At 72.9% G+C, this 22,159-nt stretch carries 20 protein-coding genes; 14 read left to right on the forward strand and 6 right to left on the reverse strand.

Annotated features, from left to right (window positions below; genetic code table 11):
• Positions 1 to 29 precede the first annotated feature (29 nt).
• The 3 genes from ACN6LD_RS16795 (at position 30) to ACN6LD_RS16805 (ending at position 4,416) form a co-directional block, all read left to right on the forward strand.
• Positions 30 to 722 (forward strand): response regulator transcription factor, encoded by a 693-nt coding sequence (locus ACN6LD_RS16795; RefSeq protein ID WP_319197117.1) that lies wholly within the window; start codon positions 30 to 32, stop codon positions 720 to 722.
• Positions 719 to 2,206 carry a sensor histidine kinase gene (locus ACN6LD_RS16800; RefSeq protein WP_445043575.1) on the forward strand — a complete coding sequence of 496 codons (1,488 nt, stop codon included), beginning with the start codon at positions 719 to 721 and terminating at the stop codon, positions 2,204 to 2,206. Before ACN6LD_RS16795 ends, ACN6LD_RS16800 begins: the two co-directional genes overlap by 4 nt.
• A gap of 1,193 nt (positions 2,207 to 3,399) precedes the next feature.
• Entirely contained in the window at positions 3,400 to 4,416 is a 1,017-nt protein-coding gene (locus ACN6LD_RS16805; protein ID WP_445043576.1) for a lysylphosphatidylglycerol synthase transmembrane domain-containing protein, read from the forward strand.
• A gap of 235 nt (positions 4,417 to 4,651) precedes the next feature.
• Here the strand turns inward: ACN6LD_RS16805 and msrB are convergent, their stop codons facing one another.
• From msrB to ACN6LD_RS16825, 4 genes are all read right to left on the reverse strand, one after another.
• Positions 4,652 to 5,056: a peptide-methionine (R)-S-oxide reductase MsrB gene (gene msrB / locus ACN6LD_RS16810; RefSeq protein WP_319195708.1), complete on the reverse strand. Its 405-nt coding sequence runs from the start codon at positions 5,054 to 5,056 to the stop codon at positions 4,652 to 4,654.
• 13 nt (positions 5,057 to 5,069) lie between these two features.
• Entirely contained in the window at positions 5,070 to 6,455 is a 1,386-nt protein-coding gene (gene murC / locus ACN6LD_RS16815) for a UDP-N-acetylmuramate--L-alanine ligase (RefSeq protein WP_445043577.1), read from the reverse strand.
• Positions 6,456 to 6,928: 473 nt separating this feature from the next.
• On the reverse strand, positions 6,929 to 7,402 hold the full coding sequence (locus tag ACN6LD_RS16820; RefSeq protein ID WP_319195704.1) for an indole-3-glycerol phosphate synthase: 474 nt from the start codon (positions 7,400 to 7,402) through the stop codon (positions 6,929 to 6,931).
• A 243-nt stretch (positions 7,403 to 7,645) separates the two neighbouring features.
• On the reverse strand, positions 7,646 to 8,473 hold the full coding sequence (locus tag ACN6LD_RS16825; protein WP_319195703.1) for a pyrimidine reductase family protein: 828 nt from the start codon (positions 8,471 to 8,473) through the stop codon (positions 7,646 to 7,648).
• A gap of 37 nt (positions 8,474 to 8,510) precedes the next feature.
• Between ACN6LD_RS16825 and zapE the strand changes: the two genes are divergently transcribed.
• From zapE to ACN6LD_RS16865, 8 genes are all read left to right on the forward strand, one after another.
• Positions 8,511 to 9,617 (forward strand): cell division protein ZapE, encoded by a 1,107-nt coding sequence (gene zapE / locus ACN6LD_RS16830; RefSeq protein ID WP_319195701.1) that lies wholly within the window; start codon positions 8,511 to 8,513, stop codon positions 9,615 to 9,617.
• 184 nt (positions 9,618 to 9,801) lie between these two features.
• On the forward strand, positions 9,802 to 10,209 hold the full coding sequence (locus ACN6LD_RS16835; RefSeq protein WP_319195699.1) for a hypothetical protein: 408 nt from the start codon (positions 9,802 to 9,804) through the stop codon (positions 10,207 to 10,209).
• Between the two features lie 90 nt (positions 10,210 to 10,299).
• A complete protein-coding gene (locus ACN6LD_RS16840) occupies positions 10,300 to 10,881 on the forward strand; it encodes a carbonic anhydrase (protein WP_319195697.1) in 582 nt (193 codons plus the stop codon).
• Positions 10,882 to 10,889: 8 nt separating this feature from the next.
• Positions 10,890 to 12,422: a SulP family inorganic anion transporter gene (locus ACN6LD_RS16845; protein WP_445043578.1), complete on the forward strand. Its 1,533-nt coding sequence runs from the start codon at positions 10,890 to 10,892 to the stop codon at positions 12,420 to 12,422.
• Positions 12,423 to 12,549: 127 nt separating this feature from the next.
• Positions 12,550 to 13,557 (forward strand): slipin family protein, encoded by a 1,008-nt coding sequence (locus ACN6LD_RS16850; RefSeq protein WP_445043579.1) that lies wholly within the window; start codon positions 12,550 to 12,552, stop codon positions 13,555 to 13,557.
• An 89-nt stretch (positions 13,558 to 13,646) separates the two neighbouring features.
• On the forward strand, positions 13,647 to 15,020 hold the full coding sequence (locus tag ACN6LD_RS16855) for an alkaline phosphatase PhoX (protein WP_319195691.1): 1,374 nt from the start codon (positions 13,647 to 13,649) through the stop codon (positions 15,018 to 15,020).
• A 136-nt stretch (positions 15,021 to 15,156) separates the two neighbouring features.
• Positions 15,157 to 16,110 carry a polysaccharide deacetylase family protein gene (locus ACN6LD_RS16860; RefSeq protein WP_445043580.1) on the forward strand — a complete coding sequence of 318 codons (954 nt, stop codon included), beginning with the start codon at positions 15,157 to 15,159 and terminating at the stop codon, positions 16,108 to 16,110.
• Positions 16,111 to 16,481: 371 nt separating this feature from the next.
• Entirely contained in the window at positions 16,482 to 16,670 is a 189-nt protein-coding gene (locus ACN6LD_RS16865) for a hypothetical protein (RefSeq protein WP_445043581.1), read from the forward strand.
• Positions 16,671 to 16,772: 102 nt separating this feature from the next.
• Here the strand turns inward: ACN6LD_RS16865 and ACN6LD_RS16870 are convergent, their stop codons facing one another.
• Positions 16,773 to 17,444, reverse strand: coding sequence for an ABC transporter (locus tag ACN6LD_RS16870; protein WP_445043582.1), 672 nt, complete (start codon positions 17,442 to 17,444; stop codon positions 16,773 to 16,775).
• Positions 17,441 to 18,304, reverse strand: a complete 864-nt coding sequence (locus ACN6LD_RS16875) for an ATP-binding cassette domain-containing protein (protein ID WP_319197587.1) — start codon at positions 18,302 to 18,304, stop codon at positions 17,441 to 17,443. Before ACN6LD_RS16875 ends, ACN6LD_RS16870 begins: the two co-directional genes overlap by 4 nt.
• 37 nt (positions 18,305 to 18,341) lie before the next feature.
• Between ACN6LD_RS16875 and ACN6LD_RS16880 the strand changes: the two genes are divergently transcribed.
• From ACN6LD_RS16880 to ACN6LD_RS16890, 3 genes are all read left to right on the forward strand, one after another.
• Positions 18,342 to 19,043, forward strand: a complete 702-nt coding sequence (locus ACN6LD_RS16880; RefSeq protein ID WP_319197589.1) for a peptidyl-tRNA hydrolase — start codon at positions 18,342 to 18,344, stop codon at positions 19,041 to 19,043.
• 353 nt (positions 19,044 to 19,396) lie between these two features.
• The gene (locus ACN6LD_RS16885) at positions 19,397 to 21,013 is read left to right on the forward strand and encodes a DUF692 domain-containing protein (RefSeq protein WP_445043583.1); all 1,617 of its coding nucleotides are present in this window, start codon (positions 19,397 to 19,399) and stop codon (positions 21,011 to 21,013) included.
• 314 nt (positions 21,014 to 21,327) lie between these two features.
• Positions 21,328 to 22,101, forward strand: coding sequence for a DUF4142 domain-containing protein (locus ACN6LD_RS16890; RefSeq protein WP_445043584.1), 774 nt, complete (start codon positions 21,328 to 21,330; stop codon positions 22,099 to 22,101).
• The last annotated feature ends 58 nt before the right edge of the window (positions 22,102 to 22,159 follow it).

Here is a 22,159-nt window from a genome sequence, read left to right on the forward strand (position 1 = left end):
CTGCGGGGTGAGTGGCGCACTATGGGCGGGTGGAAAAAGTACGACTCCTCGTCGTGGACGACGACCCGCCGATCGCCGATCTCGTGGCGACGGTCGCCCGCTACGAGGGCTGGAACGCGGTGACCGCGAACTCGGGTGAGGAGGCGCTGCGCCGCGCCGCCGACTTCCGTCCGGACATCGTGGTGCTCGACCTGATGCTGCCCGACATCGACGGTTTCGGCGTGCTCGACCGGTTGCGTAACACGGGCACGATGGTTCCCGTCGTGTTTCTGACGGCCCGCGACGGGGTCGCCGACCGGGTCGCGGGGCTGACCCGAGGCGGGGACGACTATCTCGTGAAACCGTTTGCGGTGGAAGAGCTCATGGCCCGGCTGCGCACCGTGCTGCGGCGCAGCGCGGGTCCCGGTTTCCAGCGTTCCGTGCTGCAGGTGGCGGACCTCACCATGGACGAGGACACCCGCGAGGTGCGGCGCGACGGAAATCTTCTCACCCTGACGCCGACCGAGTACGAGGTGCTGCGTTACCTGATGCGCAAGTCCCCCACCGTGCTCACCAAGGCACAGATCCTCGACCATGTGTGGGAATACGGTTTCGGCGGCCGTTCCAACGTCGTCGAGCTGGTCGTCAGCCGGCTGCGCCGCAAGCTCGACGCGACGGGCGACGACCCGCTGATCCAGACGGTACGCGGTTTCGGATACGTGCTCCGACAGGCGGCCGAGTGATCGCCCGGTTCCTCCGGTCCTACCGCAGGCTCCGGCTGGGCACCCGGCTGGCGCTCGGCCTGGGCGCGCTGTCACTGGTGGTGTTCGCGGTGGTCGGCGCCATGTTGACCATGTACATGCGGGATTATCTCGACCACCAGCTGCGCGACCAGATCAAGCTGGTTCAGGCGGTGCAGTCCAAGGACGCCAAGGCGCACGGAATCGTGGAGCGCCAGCCCTACTACGGCTGGTACACGGCCGTCTACGACGTGTCCGCCGAGACGGCCGTACTGCGCAAGCCGGCCGACGTGCCCGCCGACCCCACGGCGCTGACCGCCCTCGCCCGGCGGATGTCCGACTCGGACGTCGACGTCACCCGCACGATGCGGATCGGCGGGGACACGTACCTTCTGCGCGCCTGTGAGGTGTCGCCCGGTGTGGTGCTGGTCAGCGCCGCGCCGACCGAGGACATCGACGGCACCATACGCCAGCTGATCACCGTGCAGGTGGTCGCGTTCGGTCTGGCCCTGCTGGCACTGGTGGTGTTCGGGCGCCGGATGCTGAAGAACGGTCTGAAACCGCTCAGCGACATGGCGCACACCGCGCACGGGATCGCCTCGCACGACCTGAGCGAGTCGGCGTCGCGGCTGCACCTGCGGGCGGACGCCCCCGGCGGCGGGCCCGAGGTCGAGGAGCTGCGGACGGCCTTCAACACGATGCTGGAGCACATCGACGACTCCCTCGCCGTGCGGGCGGAGGCCGAGCAGCGGCTGCGCCGCTTCGTCGCCGACGCCTCGCACGAACTGCGCACGCCGCTGATGTCGGTACGCGGTTACGCGGACCTTTTCCAGTACGCGGCCGCCAACGCCCCCGAGGAGCGCGACAAGCACCTGGCCCGGCTGCGCGCCGAGGCGGCGCGGATGGGCGTCCTTCTCGACGACCTCCTGCTGCTGGCCCGCCTCGACGCCGCCGAGGTGGAGACGCCCCTGCGGATGGAGTACGCCGACCTCGTGGAACTGGCCGAGCAGGCGGCTGACGCGTTCCGGGCGGGTCACCCCGGACATCCGGTGACAATGCTTGCGGGCCCGGCGGCCCTACGGCTGAGGATCGATCCGCATCGCATCCGCCAGGTCCTGGACAACCTCCTCACCAACGCGGCCGTGCACACCCCGGACGGCACTCCCGTCTCGGTGGAGGTGTCCGTCTCGGAGGCGACGGCGCGGGTCCATGTCACCGACCGGGGGCCCGGCATCCCGCCCGGCGAGCGCGAAAGCGTCTTCGACCGTTTCTACCGCGTCGACAAGGCCCGCAGCCGCAACCGAGGCGGCAGCGGCCTCGGCCTCTCGGTCGCCCGCTCCCTGGTACGCGCCCACGGCGGCTCCCTGGAGCTGGACGACACGCCGACCGCCACGGTCTTCACCATGACGCTGCCCCTGGGGTCGGCCCAGATCAAGCTAAGAAATCCGGAGACGCCGGGTAGCGGGGTGGCGGGACAGCCGAAGTGACCGGACCGGCCCCTGTCCGGCGCATCGCTCCTTGGCCGCCCATGACCGCGGCTGTCCTCCCCGCCTCTCCGCCTGTCCGCCTGTCCGCCAGTCCGCCAGTCCGCCCGTCCGCCCGTCCGCCTGTCCGCCCGTCCGCCTGTCCGCCAGTCCGCCTGTCCGCCAGTCCGCCAGTCCGCCCGTCCGCCCGTCCGCCTGTCCGCCAGTCGGCCTGAGCCCGGCCGGGTCCCTGCCGTGACCTGTCGCAGGTCCGGGGCCTTGGACCTGAGGCAGGTGCTCCAGGCCCGGAGCACCGAGGCCGGAGCGCCGAGCCCGGAGCCCCGAGGGCTGAGCCCCCGAAGCGACCCCGGCGTGTCCCAGTTCGCGCGCCCCGACCGCGACCTGCCCCCGGTTGACCATCGACACCCACCACGGCCCCACGCCACGGCACGCCACTCCCACGCTCTCCGCCCCTCCCGCCCCTGCCTCCCTTCTCCGCCCCCTCTCACTCCCTCCGCCGTGTCCGATCGCGCGGCACGCGGACTGTACGGGTCCCTGCCCGGCCCCAGTCGCCCCCGCAACCGGACCGGACCTGAAAGGGGCCCCGAAGACAGCGGAAGGGAGCCCATGCTGCGGACCGGGTGAACCTCAGCGGGCGGCCGGGATGAACGGGGAGGGACACGGGCAGAAATCTCACAGCCTCACCGCACACCGACTTCATCGCACACCGGCCACACGGCACCCCGTTCCCACCTCGCACTGGGCACCGCAGCCCGCGCACCCCGGTTCGGCCACGCACAAGCCCCGCCGCACACCAGCGCCACCGCCCCGCCTTCGGCCGCACCGCCGGTTTCACCTCACCGCTCACCAGGCCCGCCGGTTCCGCCTCACCGCACACCAGGCCCGCCGGTTCCGCCTCACCGCACACCAGGCCCGCCGGTTCCGCCTCACCGCACACCAAGCCCCGCTTGCACTTCAGCCCCGCTCGCACCCCAGCCCCACCACATGCCAGCCCCGCTCGCACGCCGGCCCCACCACCCACCGGCCCCGCACACCAGCCCCACCCCACCGCGGTCGCCCTTCGGCCCGCACTCCGTCGGCTTCCGGACACCGCACCGCCACACCGGAGGGGAACGACTCCCGTACCCCTCCCCGAGCTCGCCCCCGATCCGTCACACCGCCGGGCGCGGTCACGACGAGGAAGGACGACGTGCGCCGTGTCCCTGTTGCCCCTCGAGGACCCCGCGTCCCCGCCGCCGTCGGCCACGCCGGCCTCGGACGAGCGCCGCCGCCCTCCGGCCTCGGCCGCCACCCGCCGCGTCCTCGCCGTACTGCCGCTGCTGTTCCTCGCGGTGTGGGCGGCGGTCGACTGGCACGCCGTCCGCAACGGCATGGCCCGGCTGGCCGCCGCCGATCCGTGGTGGCTGCTGACGGGGCTCCTGTTCACCTATCTGGGGGCGGTCGCCGCAGCCTGCGTCCGGCAGGGCGCGATCACCGACCGACTGCCGCCGGGCGCGCTGCTGGCCTCACAGATCGCCGCGGGCGCCGCCAACCACCTGCTGCCCGCGAGCATCGGCGCTCATGCGGTTACCTTGCGGTTTCTGCGGCGCGAGGGCGTCCCGCTGAACCGCGCCACCGCATCGATCGCCCTGTACTCACTGGTCAGGGCCGTGGTGAAGATCCCCCTGGTGCTGGTGTTCGTGCTCGCGGCCCCCACCACTGTGCCGCCCGCGGCGGACCTGTTTCCACAAGGTCGGGCGTTGTTTCTGACCGCCGCTTGCCTTGTGCTGGCTCCGGTGGCGGTCGCGGCGCTGTTCGCCGTCGTACGGCCGCTGCGCCGTCCCGCCCTGGACTTCGTCCGGACGGCCCTCACCGACGCCCGGCGCCTGCACACCCGGCCCGCCCGCTTTCTGCCCCTGTGGGGCGGAGCGGCCGCGGCTCCGCTGCTCCAGGCGTGTGTGGTGGCCTGCGTGGGAACCGCGCTGGGCCTGCCGCTGTCCTGGTCGCAACTGCTCTTCGCGTTCCTCGCGGCAAGCACCGCGGCCGGTGTGGTGCCCGCGCCGGGCGGCATCGGTCCGATCGACGCGGCGCTGGTCCTCACCCTGGCCGGATACGGCACCCCGCTGCCCCTCGCCACGGCGACCGTCATCGGCTACCGGGTGCTGACGGTCTGGGCGCCCCTTTTGCCGGGGATGCTGGTGCTGTCGGCGATGGTGCAGCGCGGACGGCTGTGAACCTCACCGACGCCACACGGCGTGGCGGGCAAGCGCCGTCAGCAGCCCGCCGGAGCGGTGCCGGCCACCGTCACACCACACCCAGCGCCCAGCACCCGAACCCGGCACCCGCACCCCCACCCGCACCAGGCGCGCCGACCCGACAGGCGTCACGCCTTTCGCGCCCGCCCCTCGGCGACAGCGGTACGGGCGGCAGTACCGACAGCGGCAGCCGCAGCGGTACCGACAGTTGCCGTCAGTCTTCCGCCGCCAGCCGCAGGGAGACGCTGTTGATGCAGTACCGCTGGTCGGTAGGGGTCTGATAGCCCTCGCCCGCGAACACGTGCCCGAGGTGGGAGCCGCAGCGGGCGCACCGCACCTCGGTGCGCAGCATCCCGTGCGAGCGGTCCTCGATCAGCTCCACGGCGTCGCTGTCCTTCGGGTCGAAGAACGACGGCCAGCCGCAGTGGGAGTCGAACTTGGCGTCCGAGGTGAACAGTTCGGCGCCGCAGGCCCGGCAGGAGTAGACGCCCTGGGTCTTGGTGTCGGTGTACTCGCCGGTGAACGCGGGCTCGGTCGCGGCCTGGCGCAGGACGGCGTACTCGGCCGGCGTCAGCTCCGCCCGCCACTGCTCGTCCGGCTTTTCGACGTCGTACGACATGAGCCTCAGCCCCTCACTGGGAAAGACGGTCCAGAATGCGCGGGCCCAGGTCCGTCACGTCGCCTGCGCCCATGGTGAGAACGAGATCACCGGCCTTCGCCATTCCCGCGATCACGGCGGGCGCCCCGTCCTTGTCGTGGACGGCCGTCACGTCGGCGCCCGCGGCCCGCGCGGCGTCGATGATCAGCCCGCTGGTGACGCCCGGGATCGGGTCCTCGCGGGCCGGGTAGATGTCCAGGACGACAGAGGCGTCCGCCAGGGCCAGCGCCTGCCCCATCTCCGTGCCGAGTTCCTGCGTGCGGGAGAACAGGTGCGGCTGGAAGAGGACGAGGATGCGGGCGTCGCCGACCGCCGCGCGCATCGCTTCCAGGTCGGCCGTCATCTCGGTCGGGTGGTGGGCGTAGGAGTCGACGACCTGCACGCCCGCCTCCTCGCCCTTGAGCTGCAGCCGGCGCTTGACGCCCGTGTAGGCGGCCAGGGCGGGGGCGAGCTCGGCGGCCGGAACTCCCAGCGCGACGCCCGCCGCCAGCGCGGCCACGGCGTTGTGGGCGTAGTGGCGGCCGGGAACGGAGACGGTGAAGGTGAGCTGCTGCCCGTCGATCAGGACGGTCACCTCGCTCTTCAGCCCCTGCGGGACGACGGACAGCACCCGCACGTCGGCGTCCTCGGCCTCGCCGTAGGTCACCGTGCGCACGCCCTCGACACGCCGGGTCAGTTCCCGCGCGCCCTCGTGGTCGGTGGCGATCACCAGGGTGCCGCCGGGCACGATCTTCCGGGCGAAGGTCTCGAAGGACTCGTAGATCTCGTCGATCGAGGCGTAGTTGGCGTGGTGGTCGAGCTCGACGTTGAGGACGATGGCGACCTCGGGCGCGTACTTGTGGAAGCTGCGGTCCGACTCATCCGCCTCGGCGACGAAGATGTCGCCCTCGCCGTGCAGCGCGTTGGAGCCGGGGGCGTCCAGGTCGCCGCCGATCGCGTAGGAGGGCCGCAGTCCGAGCTCGCTCAGCGAGACCGCCAGCATGGACGTGGTGGTCGTCTTGCCGTGCGTGCCGGCGACGGCGATCGGACGCAGTCCGTCCATCAGCCGGGCGAGCGCGTCCGAGCGGTGGACCACCGGGATGCCCAGTTCGGCCGCGCGGGCGAGTTCGGGGTTGTCCGCGCGGATCGCCGAGGAGACGACGACGCAGCTCGCGTCGTCGGCCAGGTGCTCGGCCGCGTGCCCGATGTGCACGGTCGCCCCGAGCGCCCGCAGTGCCGCCGCGGTCTCCGACTCCTTGGCGTCGCTGCCGGCGACCTTCGCGCCGCGCTGCGCGAGGATTTTCGCGATGCCCGACATCCCGGCCCCGCCGATGCCGATGAAGTGCGGTCGGTCCATGGCGGTAGGAAGGCCGGGTGCCATGTGCGTGTCTCCAGGGTGCGCTACGACGGTGAACGCGCCCCAGCCTATGGGGTCGGACCGACCGCACGGCCCCAGGGGCGCGGAGAACCCCGCGCCCGCCCCGTACGGCCCGCGCCCGGGACCGTCACCGCGCCGTCCGCGGCCCTCCGCGCCGTCGACCCGCCGCACTCCCGCTGCCGCGGCCATGGCCCTACCGCCACTGCCGCCGCGGCCGACACTGCCGCTGCCGACCCATCCGGCACACGCCGTGCCCACCACATGACCGCATGACTACCTGACCGCGATCCTGCCTGGCCGCATGGCCGCATGGCCGCCTGGCCGCCTGGCCGCCTGGCCGCCTGGCCGCAATCCTGCCTGGCCGCATGGCCGCCTGACCGCTTCCCCGAGGACGCTCCGCACAAAGCACGCCGCACGCCCCACCCCGCGCAACGCGCCCCGCGGCTCGCGCCCTGCGCTCCGCGGTCGCCCGTCTCCTACGCCTTGCTGTGCGAGAACAGCTTCAGGACCGGGACGCCCACCTTGTGCCGGGCCCGGGAGGCCCAGTCCCGGTGGAAGAACTCCTCCACGTAGTGCGGATCCGTCAGCACGATCACCTCGTCCGCGCCCACCTCCGCCACCAGCGACTTCAGAGCGTCCAGCGGATGGTCCTCCACCAGGCGCCCCACCGCCGGGCTGCCGGAGGCCTGCAGCGCCTGGAGCGAAACCTCCAGTGCCCGCACGCCGAAGCCCTTCGCCTCCTCCCCCTCCGGCGTCTCGCGCTCACGGGCGGCCTCGTCCAGCTCGCCGAGGGCGACGTCGTCGATGGCCCTCAGCAGACGGTCGGCCTGGTCGCCGCGCGGCTGGAGCAGTACGTGGAAGGCGACCTGCTCGTCGCCGTGCAAGGTGGTGACGAACTCCACGTCGGCGGACGTCAGGGCCTTCTCGATCATCAAAACGCTTGTGAACACCGGCGCCCCATTCTCTGCGAGGGCCCCCGTGGCCCTCTGTCCTCCGTGGGCCGTTCGTGGCCCTGCGGAAACCATCCTTCCCCGTGATCGCACGGGTACGACGAGATTCAGTGTGCCCGCCGGACAACAAACGGAACGGATGACTCCACCCATTCGGACCGTCGGCGGTGATCGAACCCGTCTGCGGCCCGGCGGCGACCGAACCCGTTTGGGTTCCGGCGACGACCGAACCCGTTTGCGGCGTCACGGCCGCCGGTACCTGGCGAACAGGAAGCCCTCCTCCTCCAGCAGGGACGCCAGGGCGAACCGCCGCGGTACCGCGACCGACGGCCCGCCCGCGATCCGCTGGGCGTCGCCGGCGGTGAGCATCGGGGCGACGGTCAGGCACAGCTCGTCCAGCGCTCCGGCGGCCACGAACTGGCCCAGCAGCCTCGGCCCGCCCTCGGTCAGCAGCCGGGTGTGCCCGAGCGCGCCAAGCGCCTGGACGGCCCGGGCCGGCTCCACGCCCATGCCGTCCCCGGCGATCACCACCCGCACACCCGCCTTCTCCGCGGTCGCCACCCTGTCGGGCGCGGCCCCTGCTCCGGTCAGGATCAGGGTCGGCACCAGCGGCGACGTGAAGAGCGGGAGGGAGAAGTCGAGATCGAGTCCGGCGGTGACCACCGCGACAGCGGGGGCGGGCGCCTGCCCGGCCGCCGCACGCCGCGCCGCGAACTCGGCACGCGCGCGTGCGGGGCGGTACCCCTCGAGCCGGACGGTTTCCGCGCCGACGACCACCACGTCCGCGAGCCCTCGCAGGGTGCCGAAGATCCGCATGTCGGCGGCGGTGGAGATGGGCTGGGAGCGCCCGTCGTGCTGGGCGGCGCCGTCGAGGGTGGACACCATGTTGGCCCGCAGCCAGGGCCGCGGCTCACCGGGCGGGGCCTGCGGGTAGGCGTAGGCCCCGGCGAGTTCGTCGAGGCTCCACTCACGGTCCCCGCCGTCCTCACCCGCCTCGCCGGGGGCCCCGAGCGGGCCGCCGCCGGGGGCGGTCGTCGCTGTCTGGTCGGTCACAGGGAACAGCCGTCGCATGCCAGGCAGTCTGGCACGCCCCGTAGCATGGGGAACCGTGTCGTCCTCCTCCGCCGCCCCCGGCCTCAGCCCGATAGCCGACGCGTCGCCGGTCTCCCTCTGCGCCCGGCAGCCGCACGTCCCCGCGGACCGACTGGTCGCCGAGATGGTGCCGCCGCCCCGGTTCGACTCGGTCCGCTTCAGCACCTACGTCCCGGACCCGAACCAGCCCAGCCAGACACAGGCGGTCGCCGTCCTCGAGGGTTTCGCGGCCGGACTCGGCGGGGCGCACGCCACGGGCGCCGGCCGCCGGGGGTTCCTCGGCTTCGGCCGGCCGAAGGCGCCCAGGACGCCCGCCGGGCCGCGCGGCGTGTACCTCGACGGCGGCTACGGCGTCGGCAAGACCCACCTCCTGGCGTCCCTGTGGCACGCGACTCCGGCCGAGCCCGCCCTCAAGGCGTTCGGCACGTTCGTCGAGCTGACCAACCTCGTCGGCGCCCTGGGCTTCCAGCAGACCGTGCGGACTCTCTCCGGGCACCGGCTGCTGTGCATCGACGAGTTCGAGCTGGACGACCCGGGCGACACCGTTCTGGTCTCCACGCTGCTCGGCAAGCTGGTCGAGGCCGGTGTGGCGCTCGCCGCGACCTCCAACACGCTCCCCGGCAAGCTGGGCGAGGGCCGGTTCGCGGCGGTCGACTTCCTACGGGAGATCCAGGGCCTGTCGGCCCAGTTCCGCGCCCTGCGCATCGACGGCGAGGACTACCGTCACCGCGGCCTGCCCGAGGCTCCGGCGCCGTACTCCGACGAGCAGGTGGCCAAGGCTGCCCACGCCACGGAGGGCGCCTCCCTCGACGAGTTCCCGCACCTGCTGGAGCATCTCGCGAAGGTCCACCCGAGCCGCTACGGCGCGCTGACGGACGGCCTGAAGGCGGTTTGTCTCACGGACGTGCAGCCGGTGCCCGACCAGTCCACGGCGCTGCGGCTGGTGGTTCTGGCGGACCGGCTCTACGACCGCGAGGTCCCGGTGCTCGCCTCGGGAGCCCCCTTCGACCGGCTCTTCAGCGAGGAGATGCTGAACGGCGGGTACCGCAAGAAGTACTTCCGCGCGATATCCCGGCTGACCGCGCTGGCCCGCGACGCCAAGTCCCTCGTCAAGCCCGACTAGACGATCACGGCCGTCCGGATCAAGAGCCGGTTCGCGCCATGTTTCCCGCTCTTTTCAGGCGCACTTCATCTGGAAACGTCGAGTTAACCCTGCAAACAACTCCTCAGGGTTACCTTGTTTCTTGACCAGCCGTTGACCAATCGTTGGTCCGGGCTAGATGTGTGCGATGACCGGAGGGAGGCGCATGTTCCGAGGTACGTCGGCTCGCGCCGCGATCTCGCTCCTCGCCGCCGTCCTGCTCGCCCTCGCGTTCTTCGCGCCGACGCCTTCCTTCGCAACCGCGCACACAGCGCGACACGCCGAGGCCAAGGCCCAGCCCGGAATCACCCTCTCCGCCAAGACGCTGCGCCACGAGAAGGTCACCGCGCGCGACTGCGACCTTCCCGGCGGTCCCGCCGACCCTCGTCGCACCCGCGACCGTCACCGGGTCACCGCCTGCGCCGCCTCGGCTCCCCACGAGCCCGAGCGCGCGTCGTCGGCGCAGGACCCCGCGGCCGCGCACCAGCCGGCCCTGCCCGGCGATCCCCGGCACCGCACATCGAGATCCTCGACGTCCCACTCCCCGGCGGCACTCCAGGTCTTCCGCTGCTGAGCGGGCAGAACAGAGCAACAGTCCCCCACCTGTCCTGTGTCCTGCACGTCCGACGCGCCCCCACGGCGCGCCAGGAGGAGTCACCACGTCATGCAGCCCCTCATCGACAACGCCCGTTCCTTCGGACAGCGCCCTGAGGAGTTCGCCAGGCTTGCCGAAGGCCAGTCCCCGCAGGTTCTCTTCATCACCTGCTCCGATTCGCGGGTCGTTCCCGCGCTGATCACGGGCGCCCGGCCCGGCGAGCTCTTCGAGCTGCGCACCGCGGGCAACATCGTGCCCCCCTACGGCTCCGACCGCCCCACCGGCGAGGCCGCCACCATCGAGTACGCCGTGGAGGTGCTCGGCGTCCAGGACGTCGTGGTCTGCGGCCACTCCCACTGCGGCGCCGTCGGCGCACTGGTGCGCGGCGACGATCTCGACGGCGTGCCCGCCGTACGCGACTGGCTGGCGCACGCCGCCGACGAGCCCGGCGCCGCCGATCCCGACGACCCGACGGTCATGCGCGCGGTCCAGCACCACGTGCTCGCCCAGGTGCTGCGGCTGCGCTCCTACCCGTGCGTGGAGAAGCGGCTGGCCGACGGCCGGCTGCGGGTGCGCGGCTGGTACTACGAGGTGCACACCGGCGCGGTACGCGAACACCGCGTCGAAACCGACGGCTTCGAAGCCCTGTGAGCGCCGCCATGACGAACCAGAAGCCCACCGGGCGAATATCCCGGTTCCCGCACCTGAAGCAGGACTTCGCCGCCTCTCTCGTCGTCTTCCTGGTCGCGCTGCCGCTGTGCGTCGGCGTGGCCGTGGCCTCCGGCGTGCCGGCCGAGCTCGGGCTCGTCACCGGCATCGTCGGCGGCCTGGTCACCGGGCTGATGCGGGGCAGCAGCCTTCAGGTGTCCGGCCCCGCCGCCGGTCTCACCGTGCTGGTCTTCGAGGCGGTGCGGGAGTTCGGCCTGCCCGCCCTCGGGGTGATCGTGCTGACCACGGGCGTTCTGCAGCTCGCCATGGGCGCGCTGCAGCTGGGCCGCTACTTCCGTGCCATCTCGGTCTCGGTCGTCGAGGGCATGCTGGCCGGAATCGGCCTGGTGCTGATCGCCGGTCAGCTGTACTCGGCGGTCGGCGCCAAGGCGCCGGAGGCCGGTCCGCAGAAGATCGCCGGGCTGCCCGAGGCGGTCGCGGACGCGTTCGGCAGCGCCGCCGGGTCCGCCTCGCTCGCACTCGGCGCGGGCACCGTAGCGGTGCTGGTGTTGTGGAAGCGGTTGCCGGCGAGGGTCCGCACGGTGCCGGGACCGCTCGCCGCGGTCGGCCTGGCCACGCTCGCCGCCCTGCTGTTCGACCTGCCCGTGGCCACCGTCGAGGTGCGGGGCCTGCTCGAGTCCGTCCAGCCTCCGCCGCTCGGCGCCTTCGGCGACCTGGCGAGCGTCGGTCTGCTCGGCACGATCATCGCGTTCACCCTGATCGCGTCCGCCGAGTCGCTGTTCAGCGCGGCGGCGGTGGACCGGCTGCACGACGGCCCGCGCACCGCGTACGACAAGGAGCTCATGGCGCAGGGCGCCGGCAACGCCGTCTGCGGCGTGCTCGGCGCGCTGCCGATGACCGCGGTGATCGTGCGCAGCGCGGCCAACGTGCAGGCCGGCGCGCGGACCAAGGCGTCCCGTGTGCTGCACGGCGTGTGGCTGCTGCTGTTCGCGGCCCTGTTGCCGGACCTGCTGGCGTACATCCCGATCCCGGCGCTGGCCGGCATCCTCGTCCACGCGGGCGCCAAGCTCGTGCCGGCGCGATCGCTCGTGGCGCTGTGGCGCGAGCACCCCGGCGAGGCGTTCATCCTGGTGGTCACGGCCGTGTCGATCGTCGCGGTCAGCATGTTCGAGGGCGTTCTCATCGGTCTCGCGCTGGCGGTCGTCAAGACGGCCTGGGAGGCCTCCCACATCCGGCTCGAGGTCGTCGACAAGGGGGCGGGCCCGGTGCAGGCGTACCTGTCGGGCAACGCGACCTTCCTGCGCCTGCCGAAGATCCTCGACAGTCTGGAGGCCCTCCCGCAGGACCGCCCGGTCGAGCTGGACCTCTCGGGTCTGCACCACCTCGACCACGCCTGCCGGACCGCCCTGGAGAACTGGGCGGAACGCCACAGCGCCCACGGCACGGAACCGGTGAAGGTCACCGAGCCGGCGAAGGCGCCGGAAGCCACGGAGGCGGCGACGGAGCCCGTCCGGGCCGGCTGACGCCGAGCGCGCCCGTCGTCCGGTCCGGGGCTCGGCGCCCGGGCGTGGCCCCGGACCGGACGGCGGGCATATCGTTGCAGGAGTAGGCAGAACGGCTCAATCGGGACCTCTGGTCGAGGAGGTCGACATGCTCGAGGAGCTGCTGGGCGTGGCGGCGGCGGTCGCCGCGGGAGGCCTCGTGTACCTCGGGGCCGCGGCACGGGTCGTGAAGCAGTACGAGCGCGGGGTGGTCCTGCGACTCGGCCGTCTGCACGGCGACGTCCGCGGGCCCGGGTTCACCGTCGTCATCCCCGCGGTGGACCGGCTGCGCAAGGTCAACATGCAGATCGTGACGATGCCCATTCCGGCCCAGGAAGGCATCACCCGCGACAACGTGACCGTGCGGGTCGACGCGGTCGTGTACTTCCGGGTGGTGGACGCGCCGGCCGCGCTCATCAACGTCGAGGACTACCGATTCGCCGTCTCCCAGATGGCGCAGACCTCACTGCGCTCGATCATCGGCAAGAGCGAGCTGGACGACCTGCTGTCCAACCGGGAGAAGCTCAACGAGGGTCTGGAGCTGATGATCGACAGTCCGGCCATCGGCTGGGGTGTGCAGATCGACCGGGTCGAGATCAAGGACGTCTCCCTGCCGGACACCATGAAGCGTTCGATGGCCCGTCAGGCGGAGGCCGACCGTGAACGCCGGGCACGGATCATCAACGCCGACGCGGAACTCCAGGCGTCGAAGAAACTCGCCGAGGCGGCCGCGGAGATGTCCGAGCAGCCCGCCGCACTCCAACTGCGGCTGCTGCAGACGGTGGTGGCGGTCGCCGCGGAGAAGAACTCCACACTCGTGCTGCCGTTTCCGGTGGAGCTGCTGCGTTTCCTGGAGAAAGCGCAGCAGCAACCGCCTCCACAACAGGCAGAGCAGAGGGAACCGCTTTCACAACGAGCTGAGCAGCGGGAACCGCTTTCACAACGAGCTGAGCAGCGGCAACCGCTTCCGCAGCATTCCGATCAGCAACCGTTTACGCAACGGCTTCAGCAGCAAGCGGTTACGCAACCGTCGCCGCGGCAACCGCTCCCGCAACAGACTCAGCAGCCGCCGCCCGCTCCGCCGCCTGCCGCCTCTCCTGAGGCCGCCGCCGAGTGACACCTGCGCCGCGCGTGGTTCCCGGGGCGCACCGCGGGTGATAGACACAGCGGGATCACAGTCCTGTCCGCCAGCAGGAAGGTTTTCCCATGTCCGCGACACGACGTCAGATCCTCGCCGGCACCGGTGCGCTGGGGGTGGGCGCGAGCATCGCGTTCACCGGCGCCCTCTCCGACCTCTTCGCGGGCACCGCGGCCGCGCAGGGCCTCGGTCACGAGGGGTACGGCCCCCTCGTCCCCGACCCGCACGGCCTTCTCGACCTCCCCAAGGGCTTCCGCTACCGGGTCCTGTCCCGGGAGGGCGAACCGCTGCGCTCCGGCGAGGGCCCGGTCCCCTCGAATCACGACGGCATGACGGCGCTCCCGGGGCAGGGCGGCCGCGTGCACCTGGTCCGCAACCACGAGAACCGTCCCGCCGCCGCGCACGCCGTCCCCACCGTCAAGGGCCTGACCTACGACCCGGCCGGCAAGGGCGGCTGTACGGCCCTGACGCTCGACTCCCGGGGCAGGGTGCTCTCCGAGCGGGTCGCGATCGCGGGCACGGCCGTCAACTGCGCGGGGGGACCCACCCCGTGGCACACCTGGCTGACCTGCGAGGAGACCGAGGACAAAGCCGGCACAAACGGTTACACCAAGGATCACGGCTTCATCTTCGAGGTCCACCCGTCCGACCCGCGCCGCACCGGAGCCGTGCCGCTGACCGCGATGGGCCGTTTCCAGCACGAGGCGATCGCCGTCGACCCGCAGCGCGGAATCGTTTACGAGACGGAGGACGCGTTTCTTCACCCGTTCGGCCTTTTCTACCGTTTCCTGCCGGAGAAGCCGTTGGGCGGCGTGGGCTCGTTGCGCGCGGGCGGCCGACTGCAGGCGATGCGGGTGCCCGGCGTGCCGGACCTGTCCTCCATCCAGGAGACGGGCCGTGTCTTCGAGGGCATCGAATGGGTCGACGTGCCGGATCCCCTCGCCGCCGAAACGCCGATCCGGCTGCAGGACTTCGGCCCGAAGGGCATCACCCACGCCCAGAAGCTGGAGGGCTGTTACTGGGGCGGGCGGTGCGTGTACTTCGTGTCGTCGTTCGCGCGCGGGGCGGACGGCTCGGCGGCCGACCACTTCGGCCAGATCTGGCGTTACGACCCGCAGCGCCGCCGGCTCACCCTCGTCGTCGTCTTCGGACCGGACACGGACGTGCAACTGCCCGGCGAGTCCCCGGACAACATCTGCCTCGCGCCCAGCGGCGGCCTGATGGTCTGCGAGGACGGCAACGGCGCGCAGCACGTCTTCGGCGTGACCAGGGGCGGCGAGGTCTACGCCATGGCGCGCGGGCGCCAGAACATCGGCACGCCCGAGGAGCCCGAGTGGGGCGAATTCGCCGGAGTCACCTTCTCCCCCGACGGCGACACGATGTACGTCAACTGCTACACGCCCGGGACGACGTTCGCCGTGACGGGCCCCTGGCGGCGCTGACCACGCGCGCGTGAGTCCGGGGGGCCGGGCGGCGGCGCGGCCGGACGGAGCACGCGGACGCACGGGCGGGTGACGACCATGGAGCTGCGGTCATATTTCCGTATCGACCGCCGGGCGTTCCCCGTAGGTTCATACGATGATCCTTCCCGTGCGCCGTCGTCAGGCCACCGCGCTCTGCGTCCTCACCGCCGCCCTCGCCGCCCTCGCCGGCTGCGGCACGTCCGAGCGTCCGGTGGCCGCCCGTCCGGCCGCCCCCGCCTCCACCGCGGTTTCCACACCCACCACGGCTCCCGCCTCACCCCATGCCTCCGCCTCCCCCTCCGCGAACCCGCCTTCCGCTCCCGCCACATCCGCCGCCACCGACACCTCCTCCAGGCCTCCGACCCTGGCCCCCGGCCCGGCCGGGCTGACCCCCGTCTTCCGCAATGCGCCCCGCGCGGCCGGCAAGACGGTCGCCCTCACCTTCGACGCCGACATGACCGCCGACCAGGGGGCCCGGGCGGCGGCCGGCGAGCACTTCGACAACCCCGGGTTGATCGCGGCGCTGCGCGAGCTGAAGGTTCCGTCCACCGTGTTCATGACCGGCCGCTGGGCCGAGGAGTACCCCGACCAGGCCCGCTCGCTCGGCCGTGACCCCCGTTTCGAGATCGCCAACCACTCCTACAGCCACTACGCCTTCACCGGCGACTGTTACGGGCTGCCGACCGTCCCCGAGGAACGGATGAGAGCGGACGTCGAACGCGCTTACACGGCGTTCCGCAAGGCCGGCGTGCCGAACGCGATGCCGTACTTCCGTTTCCCGGGCGGTTGCTACGACAGCCGGGCGCTGCGCGCGGTGAGCGGCACCGGCGTGACCGCCGTGCAGTGGGACGTGGTGAGCGGGGACGCGTTCGCCACCGACGCGGACGCCGTCGCCCGGCAGGTGCTGGACGGCGTACGGCCCGGCTCGGTGGTCGTCATGCACTGCACCCGGAGTGCGGCCCCGACGACCGAGCAGGCGGTTCGGGCGGTCGTCCCGGAACTGCGCCGGCGCGGATACCGGTTCGTGAAGGTTTCCGAGCTGATCGCAACGGCGAGCGGGCGACGGTGACCGGCGGGGCCGGCGGCCGGACGCGCCCCGGGGCAGACGCCCCCTCACCCCACCCCCTCGCCCCCATCCGTCGCCCCCACCCCTCGCCGCCGATCCACGGGCCGGACGCTCCCGCGCCGTCGGTCCGGACGCGGGAACACCCGCGGCTCACCGCCCACCTCCCGCGGGCCCACGGCCAACGGCCAACGGCCCACCTTCCACGGGCAACAGTCCACCGCCCAACGTCCACCGATTCATTGGGCGCGCCCCCGCCGCCCGCGCACCTCAAGCTCCGCACTGTCCGTCCGCGACCACACCGCGCGGGCAGCGGGCCCGTCCGGCGGCATGCGGCTCCGCTTCGGCGGCCGGCAGGGGTTTCGTACGCTGGGGTCATGAGCGACGACAGCGAGCGCGACTACTGCCTGATCGACGCCACCCGGCCGCCCAGGGCCGAGGGACCGCCGTACGCCGAGTGCGTGCAGTGCCGCAGGCCGACGGAGTACCCGGAGTCGTACAGGGGCATCACGCTGTGCCCGGTGTGCGAATGGCAGGAGGCGCAGCGGACCGCTTGCTCGGGATGACACGCCCTCGGGCCGCCGGACACCCGCCGGCCCGCGTCTGCGGGCGGTAGGCCGCCCGGCCGCGTCCCCCTGCGTGGGTCGCCCGGCGGCACCGAGACCGGGTCAGGGCGACCGGCGGGACGTCAGCGCGCAGGCTGCGGCGATCGCGGCCGCGCCCAGCAGGGCCGCCGCCGCGGTGGGCCACAGCGGCAGGTGGACGGTGGCCGTCCGTGAGCCGCCGACCAGGCCGCTGACGGCCGCGTGCGCCGGGGACCCGCTCACCACCAGCGCCAGCAGGGCCGCCAGCAGCAGCGCGGGAACCGCCCGGCCCGGCGAGCGCAGCACCGGCCAGGCGGTGAGCGCGCCGACGGCCGCACCGAGCAGCGCGCAGGTCAGGACGGCGAGCAGGCCCGCGCCGGCCGCCTCGAGGACCGGGACGCGCCTCTGGTGATCACTGCCGACCGGGTCGCTGACGAAGGTGACGAGCGCGGTCGCCGCCACGCCGAACGCGGCGGCGGCGGACAGCGCGACCAGCACACAGGCCAGATGGGCCCGCGCGGCCCCGACCGCCGCGGCGACGACGGTGCGGGCGGCCGGCGGCTCGTTGGAGACGCAGATCCGCACCAGCCAGGCGGCCACGGGCAGCAGGAACGCGGCCGCGTAGCCGAGCGAGTCCAGCAGCGGCTGGCCGCCCTGCACGCCGACGCCGAGGAAGACGGCGTACAGCAGGAACGGCGGCAGCCAGCGCTGCGAGCGGACGAGCAGAGCGCTCTGGTAGCGCAGCAGGGCGGTCACGGGCGGCTCTCTTCTTGACGGACGCTCACCACGTGCCACGGCGGGTCGGCGGTCAGCAGGGCGCGGAGCAGGACGTCGGAGTGCGAGGCGGGGACGGTGAGCCGGTGGCGGCGCTCGGCCGTCTGCTCGGCGGAGGTGGCCAGCCGGAGCGCTGCCGGCGGCAGGGTCGCGGCCCGACCGTGCACCTCGACCGTCGTGTGCGGGCCGGTGGGCGTGGAGTCCGGGCCGGCGTCGGCGCCCACGCGCGCGTGCAGACCGCCGTCCCGGACGGTGAGCACGACATCGGTGGCGTCGGCGAGCCGGCGGGGGTCGTGGTCGACGAAGACGACGGCCGCGCCGGCCGCCGTCCGCTCGGCGACGGCCCGCTCGAGTTCGGCCCGGGCGTCCGCGTCCAGGCCGGTCCACGCCTCGTCCAGGATCAGCAGTTCGGGCTCGGCGAGGAGCGCCTGCGCCACGGCGACCTTCTGGCTGGTGCCCTTCGACAGACGGTTCATGGGGGTGCCGGCGTGCGTGGCGGCGCCGAAGCGGTCCAGCCAGTGGTCCGCGGCGCGCTCGGCTGCCGGGCGGGACAGACCGTGCACGGCGCCGAGGTGGGCGAGGTAGCCGGCGGCGGTGAACGGGAGAGCGGCGGGGAAGCGTTCGGGGACGTAGGCGGTGCGGGGGCGGCCGGTGACCCTGCCCTCGGTGGGAGCGTCGACCCGGGCCAGCAGGCGCAGCAAGGTGGACTTTCCGGTCCCGTTGGCGCCCGCGACGCGAGTGAGCGTGCCGGGCGCAGGCCGCAGGGCCACGTGACGCAGCACCCACGGTCCGTGTAAGCCGTAGCGGCGGCCCACATCCTCGAGGCGTAGATCGGGTTCCATGAGGAACATCCTCTCGCAGGTCCAGTAGCCTGCGCGGGTGAGTGAGAGTCCGTTCCAGACCGAGCCGAACCCCCGTGACCGGGCCCCGCAGTTCGTGCTGCCCCTCGTCGTGCGGGTGGAGAAGTCCGCACCCCCCGCGCGCGTGGACGCCCTGGAGACCGCAGCCCGCGCCGTGCTCGTGATGCTCGGCGACGAGCGCTCGGACGGGGACGGCGAGTGGGCGCAGGTCATGCGGGACTGGCAGGACGCCAGGATCCGCAAGGTGGTGCGGCGGGCCCGGGGGGCGGAGTGGCGGCGGGCGGTGGAGCTGCCGGGCATCACCGTCACCGGGAAGTCGGCGGAGGTGCGGGTGTTCCCGCCCGTGCCGCTGGACGGCTGGCCGAAGGAGCTGGCCAAGCTCCAGGTCTCCGGAACCGATCTCGACGACCCCGAGCCGCCCGGCGCCGTGGAGCCGGGGACGGTCGTGCTGTGGATGAGCCCCGAAGTGGAGATGTCGGCGGGGAAGGCGATGGCGCAGGCCGGGCACGGCGCACAGCTCGCCTGGTGGGAGCTGTCGGACGCGGAGCGGGCCGCGTGGCGCGAGGCGGGCTTTCCGCTCGCCGTGCGGACCGCACCGCCGCACCGCTGGCGAGAGCTGACGATGAGCGGACTGCCGCTGGTGCGGGACGCGGGGTTCACCGAGATCGCGCCGGGCAGCTGCACGGTCGTCGCGGACCATCCGGCCCTGCGCACCCACTGATCCCGCACCCTCTCGCCCCGCGGTCCCCGCTTCACCTGTCAGCCCCTTGTCGCGTCGCGGCCCTGCTTCACTTCTCAGCCTCTCGTCGCGTCGCACCCCCGCTTCATCACCTGTCAGCCCCATGTCGCGTCGCGGCCCCCCTTCTCCTGACGGCCGCTAATCGCGTCGCCCCCGCTCTCCTCACGGCTGCCGCATCGCGTCGGGGCCCTCTGCGGTCTCCTCGCGGCCGCGCCCGGCGTCCTGCCGTGCCGAACCTCAAATGTTGCTCTGAAGCGGGGCTCGGTGCGGTTCGGGCGCGAACCCCGGGGTCATATCACCGTCACCGTGCAGGGGGACGAGAGAGGCGGGGCACCATGGTGCGACTGGGAACGGGGATCGGCTGGCGGCCGGAGATCGCGGACGCCGTGGAGCGCATGCAGGGCATCGACTGGGTCGAGGCCGTCGCCGAGAACGTGTGCCCCGGCCACCTGCCCGACTCGCTGCTGCGGTTGCGCGAGCGCGGGGTCACCGTGATCCCGCACGGCGTGTCGCTGGGGCTCGGCGACGCGGAGCGCCCCGACGCCGCACGGCTGACCGCGCTCGCCGAACGGGCCGTGGCCCTCGGCTCGCCGCTGATCACCGAGCACATCGCGTTCGTCCGCGCGGGCGGGCCGCTGACGGCGTCCGTGCGGTTGGAGGCCGGCCATCTGCTGCCCGTGCCGCGCACCCGGGACGCGCTCGACGTGCTGTGCGAGAACGTGCGCATCGCGCAGGCGGCGCTGCCCGTCCCGCTGGCCGTCGAGAACATCGCCGCGCTCCTGGCGTGGCCCGGCGAGGAGATGACCGAGGGGCAATTCCTGTACGAGCTGGCCGACCGCACCGGTGTGCGCCTGCTCATCGATGTGGCCAACCTGCACACCAACCACGTCAACCGGGGTGAGGACCCCGCCAAGGCGCTCGCCGAGCTGCCGCTGGAGGCCCTCGCCTACGTCCATGTCGCAGGCGGCTTCGAGCGGGACGGCGTCTGGCACGACAGCCACGCCCACCCGGTGCCCCGCCCGGTTCTCGACATCCTGACCGACCTCGCATCCCGGGTGTCGCCCCCGGGAGTGCTGTTGGAGCGGGACGACAACTTCCCCGAACCGGATGAGCTGGAGCGGGAGTTGGGCGTGATCCGGGCGGCCGTGGAGCTCGGGGCGGCCGCCCGTGGCACGACCGTGCCCGCCGACGCGCGCCTCCTGCCCACGGCCGGGCGGAGCGCCGTCCCGGCCCTGATCGGGACTGACGGGCCGTCAATCGCGGCCGGGGCTGCAAAGGAAGCCGGTGCCGGAACCGCGACAGCAACGGCAACGGCAACGGCAACGGCAACGGCAACGGCAACCGATTACGCAGAAGTTGCGGGCACGGCCCGGCCTGCAACCGCTTACGCCGAAGTTGCGGGTACGACCGGGCCTGCAACCGCTTACGCCGAAGTTGCGGGCACGGCTGAAACTGCCGCAGGCGCCGTCGCCCGGACGTCGGAGCAGGCCGCTTGCGGCGAGACGACCCGTCAGCGTCTCGCCCTCGCCCAGTCGTCCCTGCTGTCCGCGCTGGTCGCCGGGACACCGGTTCCAGAGGGTTTCGACCGGGCGCGACTCGGGGTTCAGGCGCGGGCGTTGGCCGCGAAGCGGGCGGACGTCGTGGCGAAGGTGGCGCCGGAGCTGCCGCTGATCCTGGGAAACGGATACCGAGTCGCTTTCGTCGCCTACGCCCAGGGCCACCCGATGCACGCCGGTTACCGGCAGGACGCCCTCGACTTCGCCGCACAGCTCCTTCGGGAGGGTCGCCCAGCGGACGGGCGGGCCCGCCGTGAGCTGCGCCGCTGGTGGCTGGACCGCTCGGGTCCCGCCCCGCGCCGGACGCCCCGGCTCGGGCGCGGGCTCGGGCTCGGGCTCGGGCGCGGGCTCGGGCTCGGGCTCGGGCAGGTGCGGCGGTCGCTGATCCGCCGATGACCCCGCGTCCAGAACCGTCGGGACGCGGTGTCGTCGGCGACACCGCAGAAACCTCCGACACCGCCGCCCCTGGGCGAACGCCCCGAGTGTGCCGGGATTAACACCGGCCCGCCGCTCGCCCCACCCATCAACCGTTTACCACCTGTTTCCCCCATTTTCACCACCCCCTCACACCTTCGGTTTCACCTGGTATGCCCGGGATCCAACTGTTCACCGGTGAGCGGAAATGCACACAACCGGCGCAGTAACATTCCAGAACATCCAGTTCCGCTACCGAAGCGCACTTGCGTGCAGTGCCGCGAGCAGGAGGCACCATGCGACCGCGACCCCCGGTCCAGGGCAGAGGCATTTTCAGTGGTACCGGGCTCATCATCACGTGCCTGGCCGCCACCCTCGCAGCGCTGGTCTTCCCGATCTGGTCGTACGCCGACCGGGTGGACACGGGCGTGAACGTGCTCAACGCGGAGACGGTGTCGACGCAGTACGGGCCGCTGTCCGCGCTGGACCGGGAGTTCGTCACCAAGGTCCGCCTGGCGGGACTGTGGGAGCTGCCCGCCGGCCGGCAGGCGGAGACGAAGGGCACCACCGAGGCGGTGCGCACGGCGGGCCGTCACCTCGTCGAGGGACACGCCTTCCTGGACGAGCGGGTCCGCGCCGTCGCCTCCCAGCTGGGCCTCCCGCTGCCGAACGAGCCCAACGACCAGCAGCAGGGCTGGCTGAGCGAGCTGACGGCGGCCCAGGGCCGCCAGTACGACTGGAAGTTCGCCAACATCCTGCGCCTCGCGCACGGCCGGGTGTTCTCCGTCGTCGCCCAGGTACGGGCGAGCACCCGCAACTCCCTGGTCCGGGCACTCGCCGACGACGCCAACACCACCGTGCTGGACCACATCAAGGTGCTGGAGGCCACCGGGTACGTCGATTTCGACGCCCTCGCCCGGGACATGGCCGCCGATGTCACGCCGCCCCTCAGCCGCTCGCCCGCCCCGCCGGGCCCGACGGCCGACCCCGGACCGGTCGTGCCGCTCACCGCGCCGGACCCCACCTACCCGCTCCCGCCGGCCGCGGCCAGTCCGCCGCCCACCGACTGAGCCCCCGCCGACGCGCCGCATCCCGCTCCCCGCGCCGGAACCCCGCAACCAGCACCCC

The sequence above is a fragment of the Streptomyces sp. SAS_272 genome, from assembly GCF_052543235.1.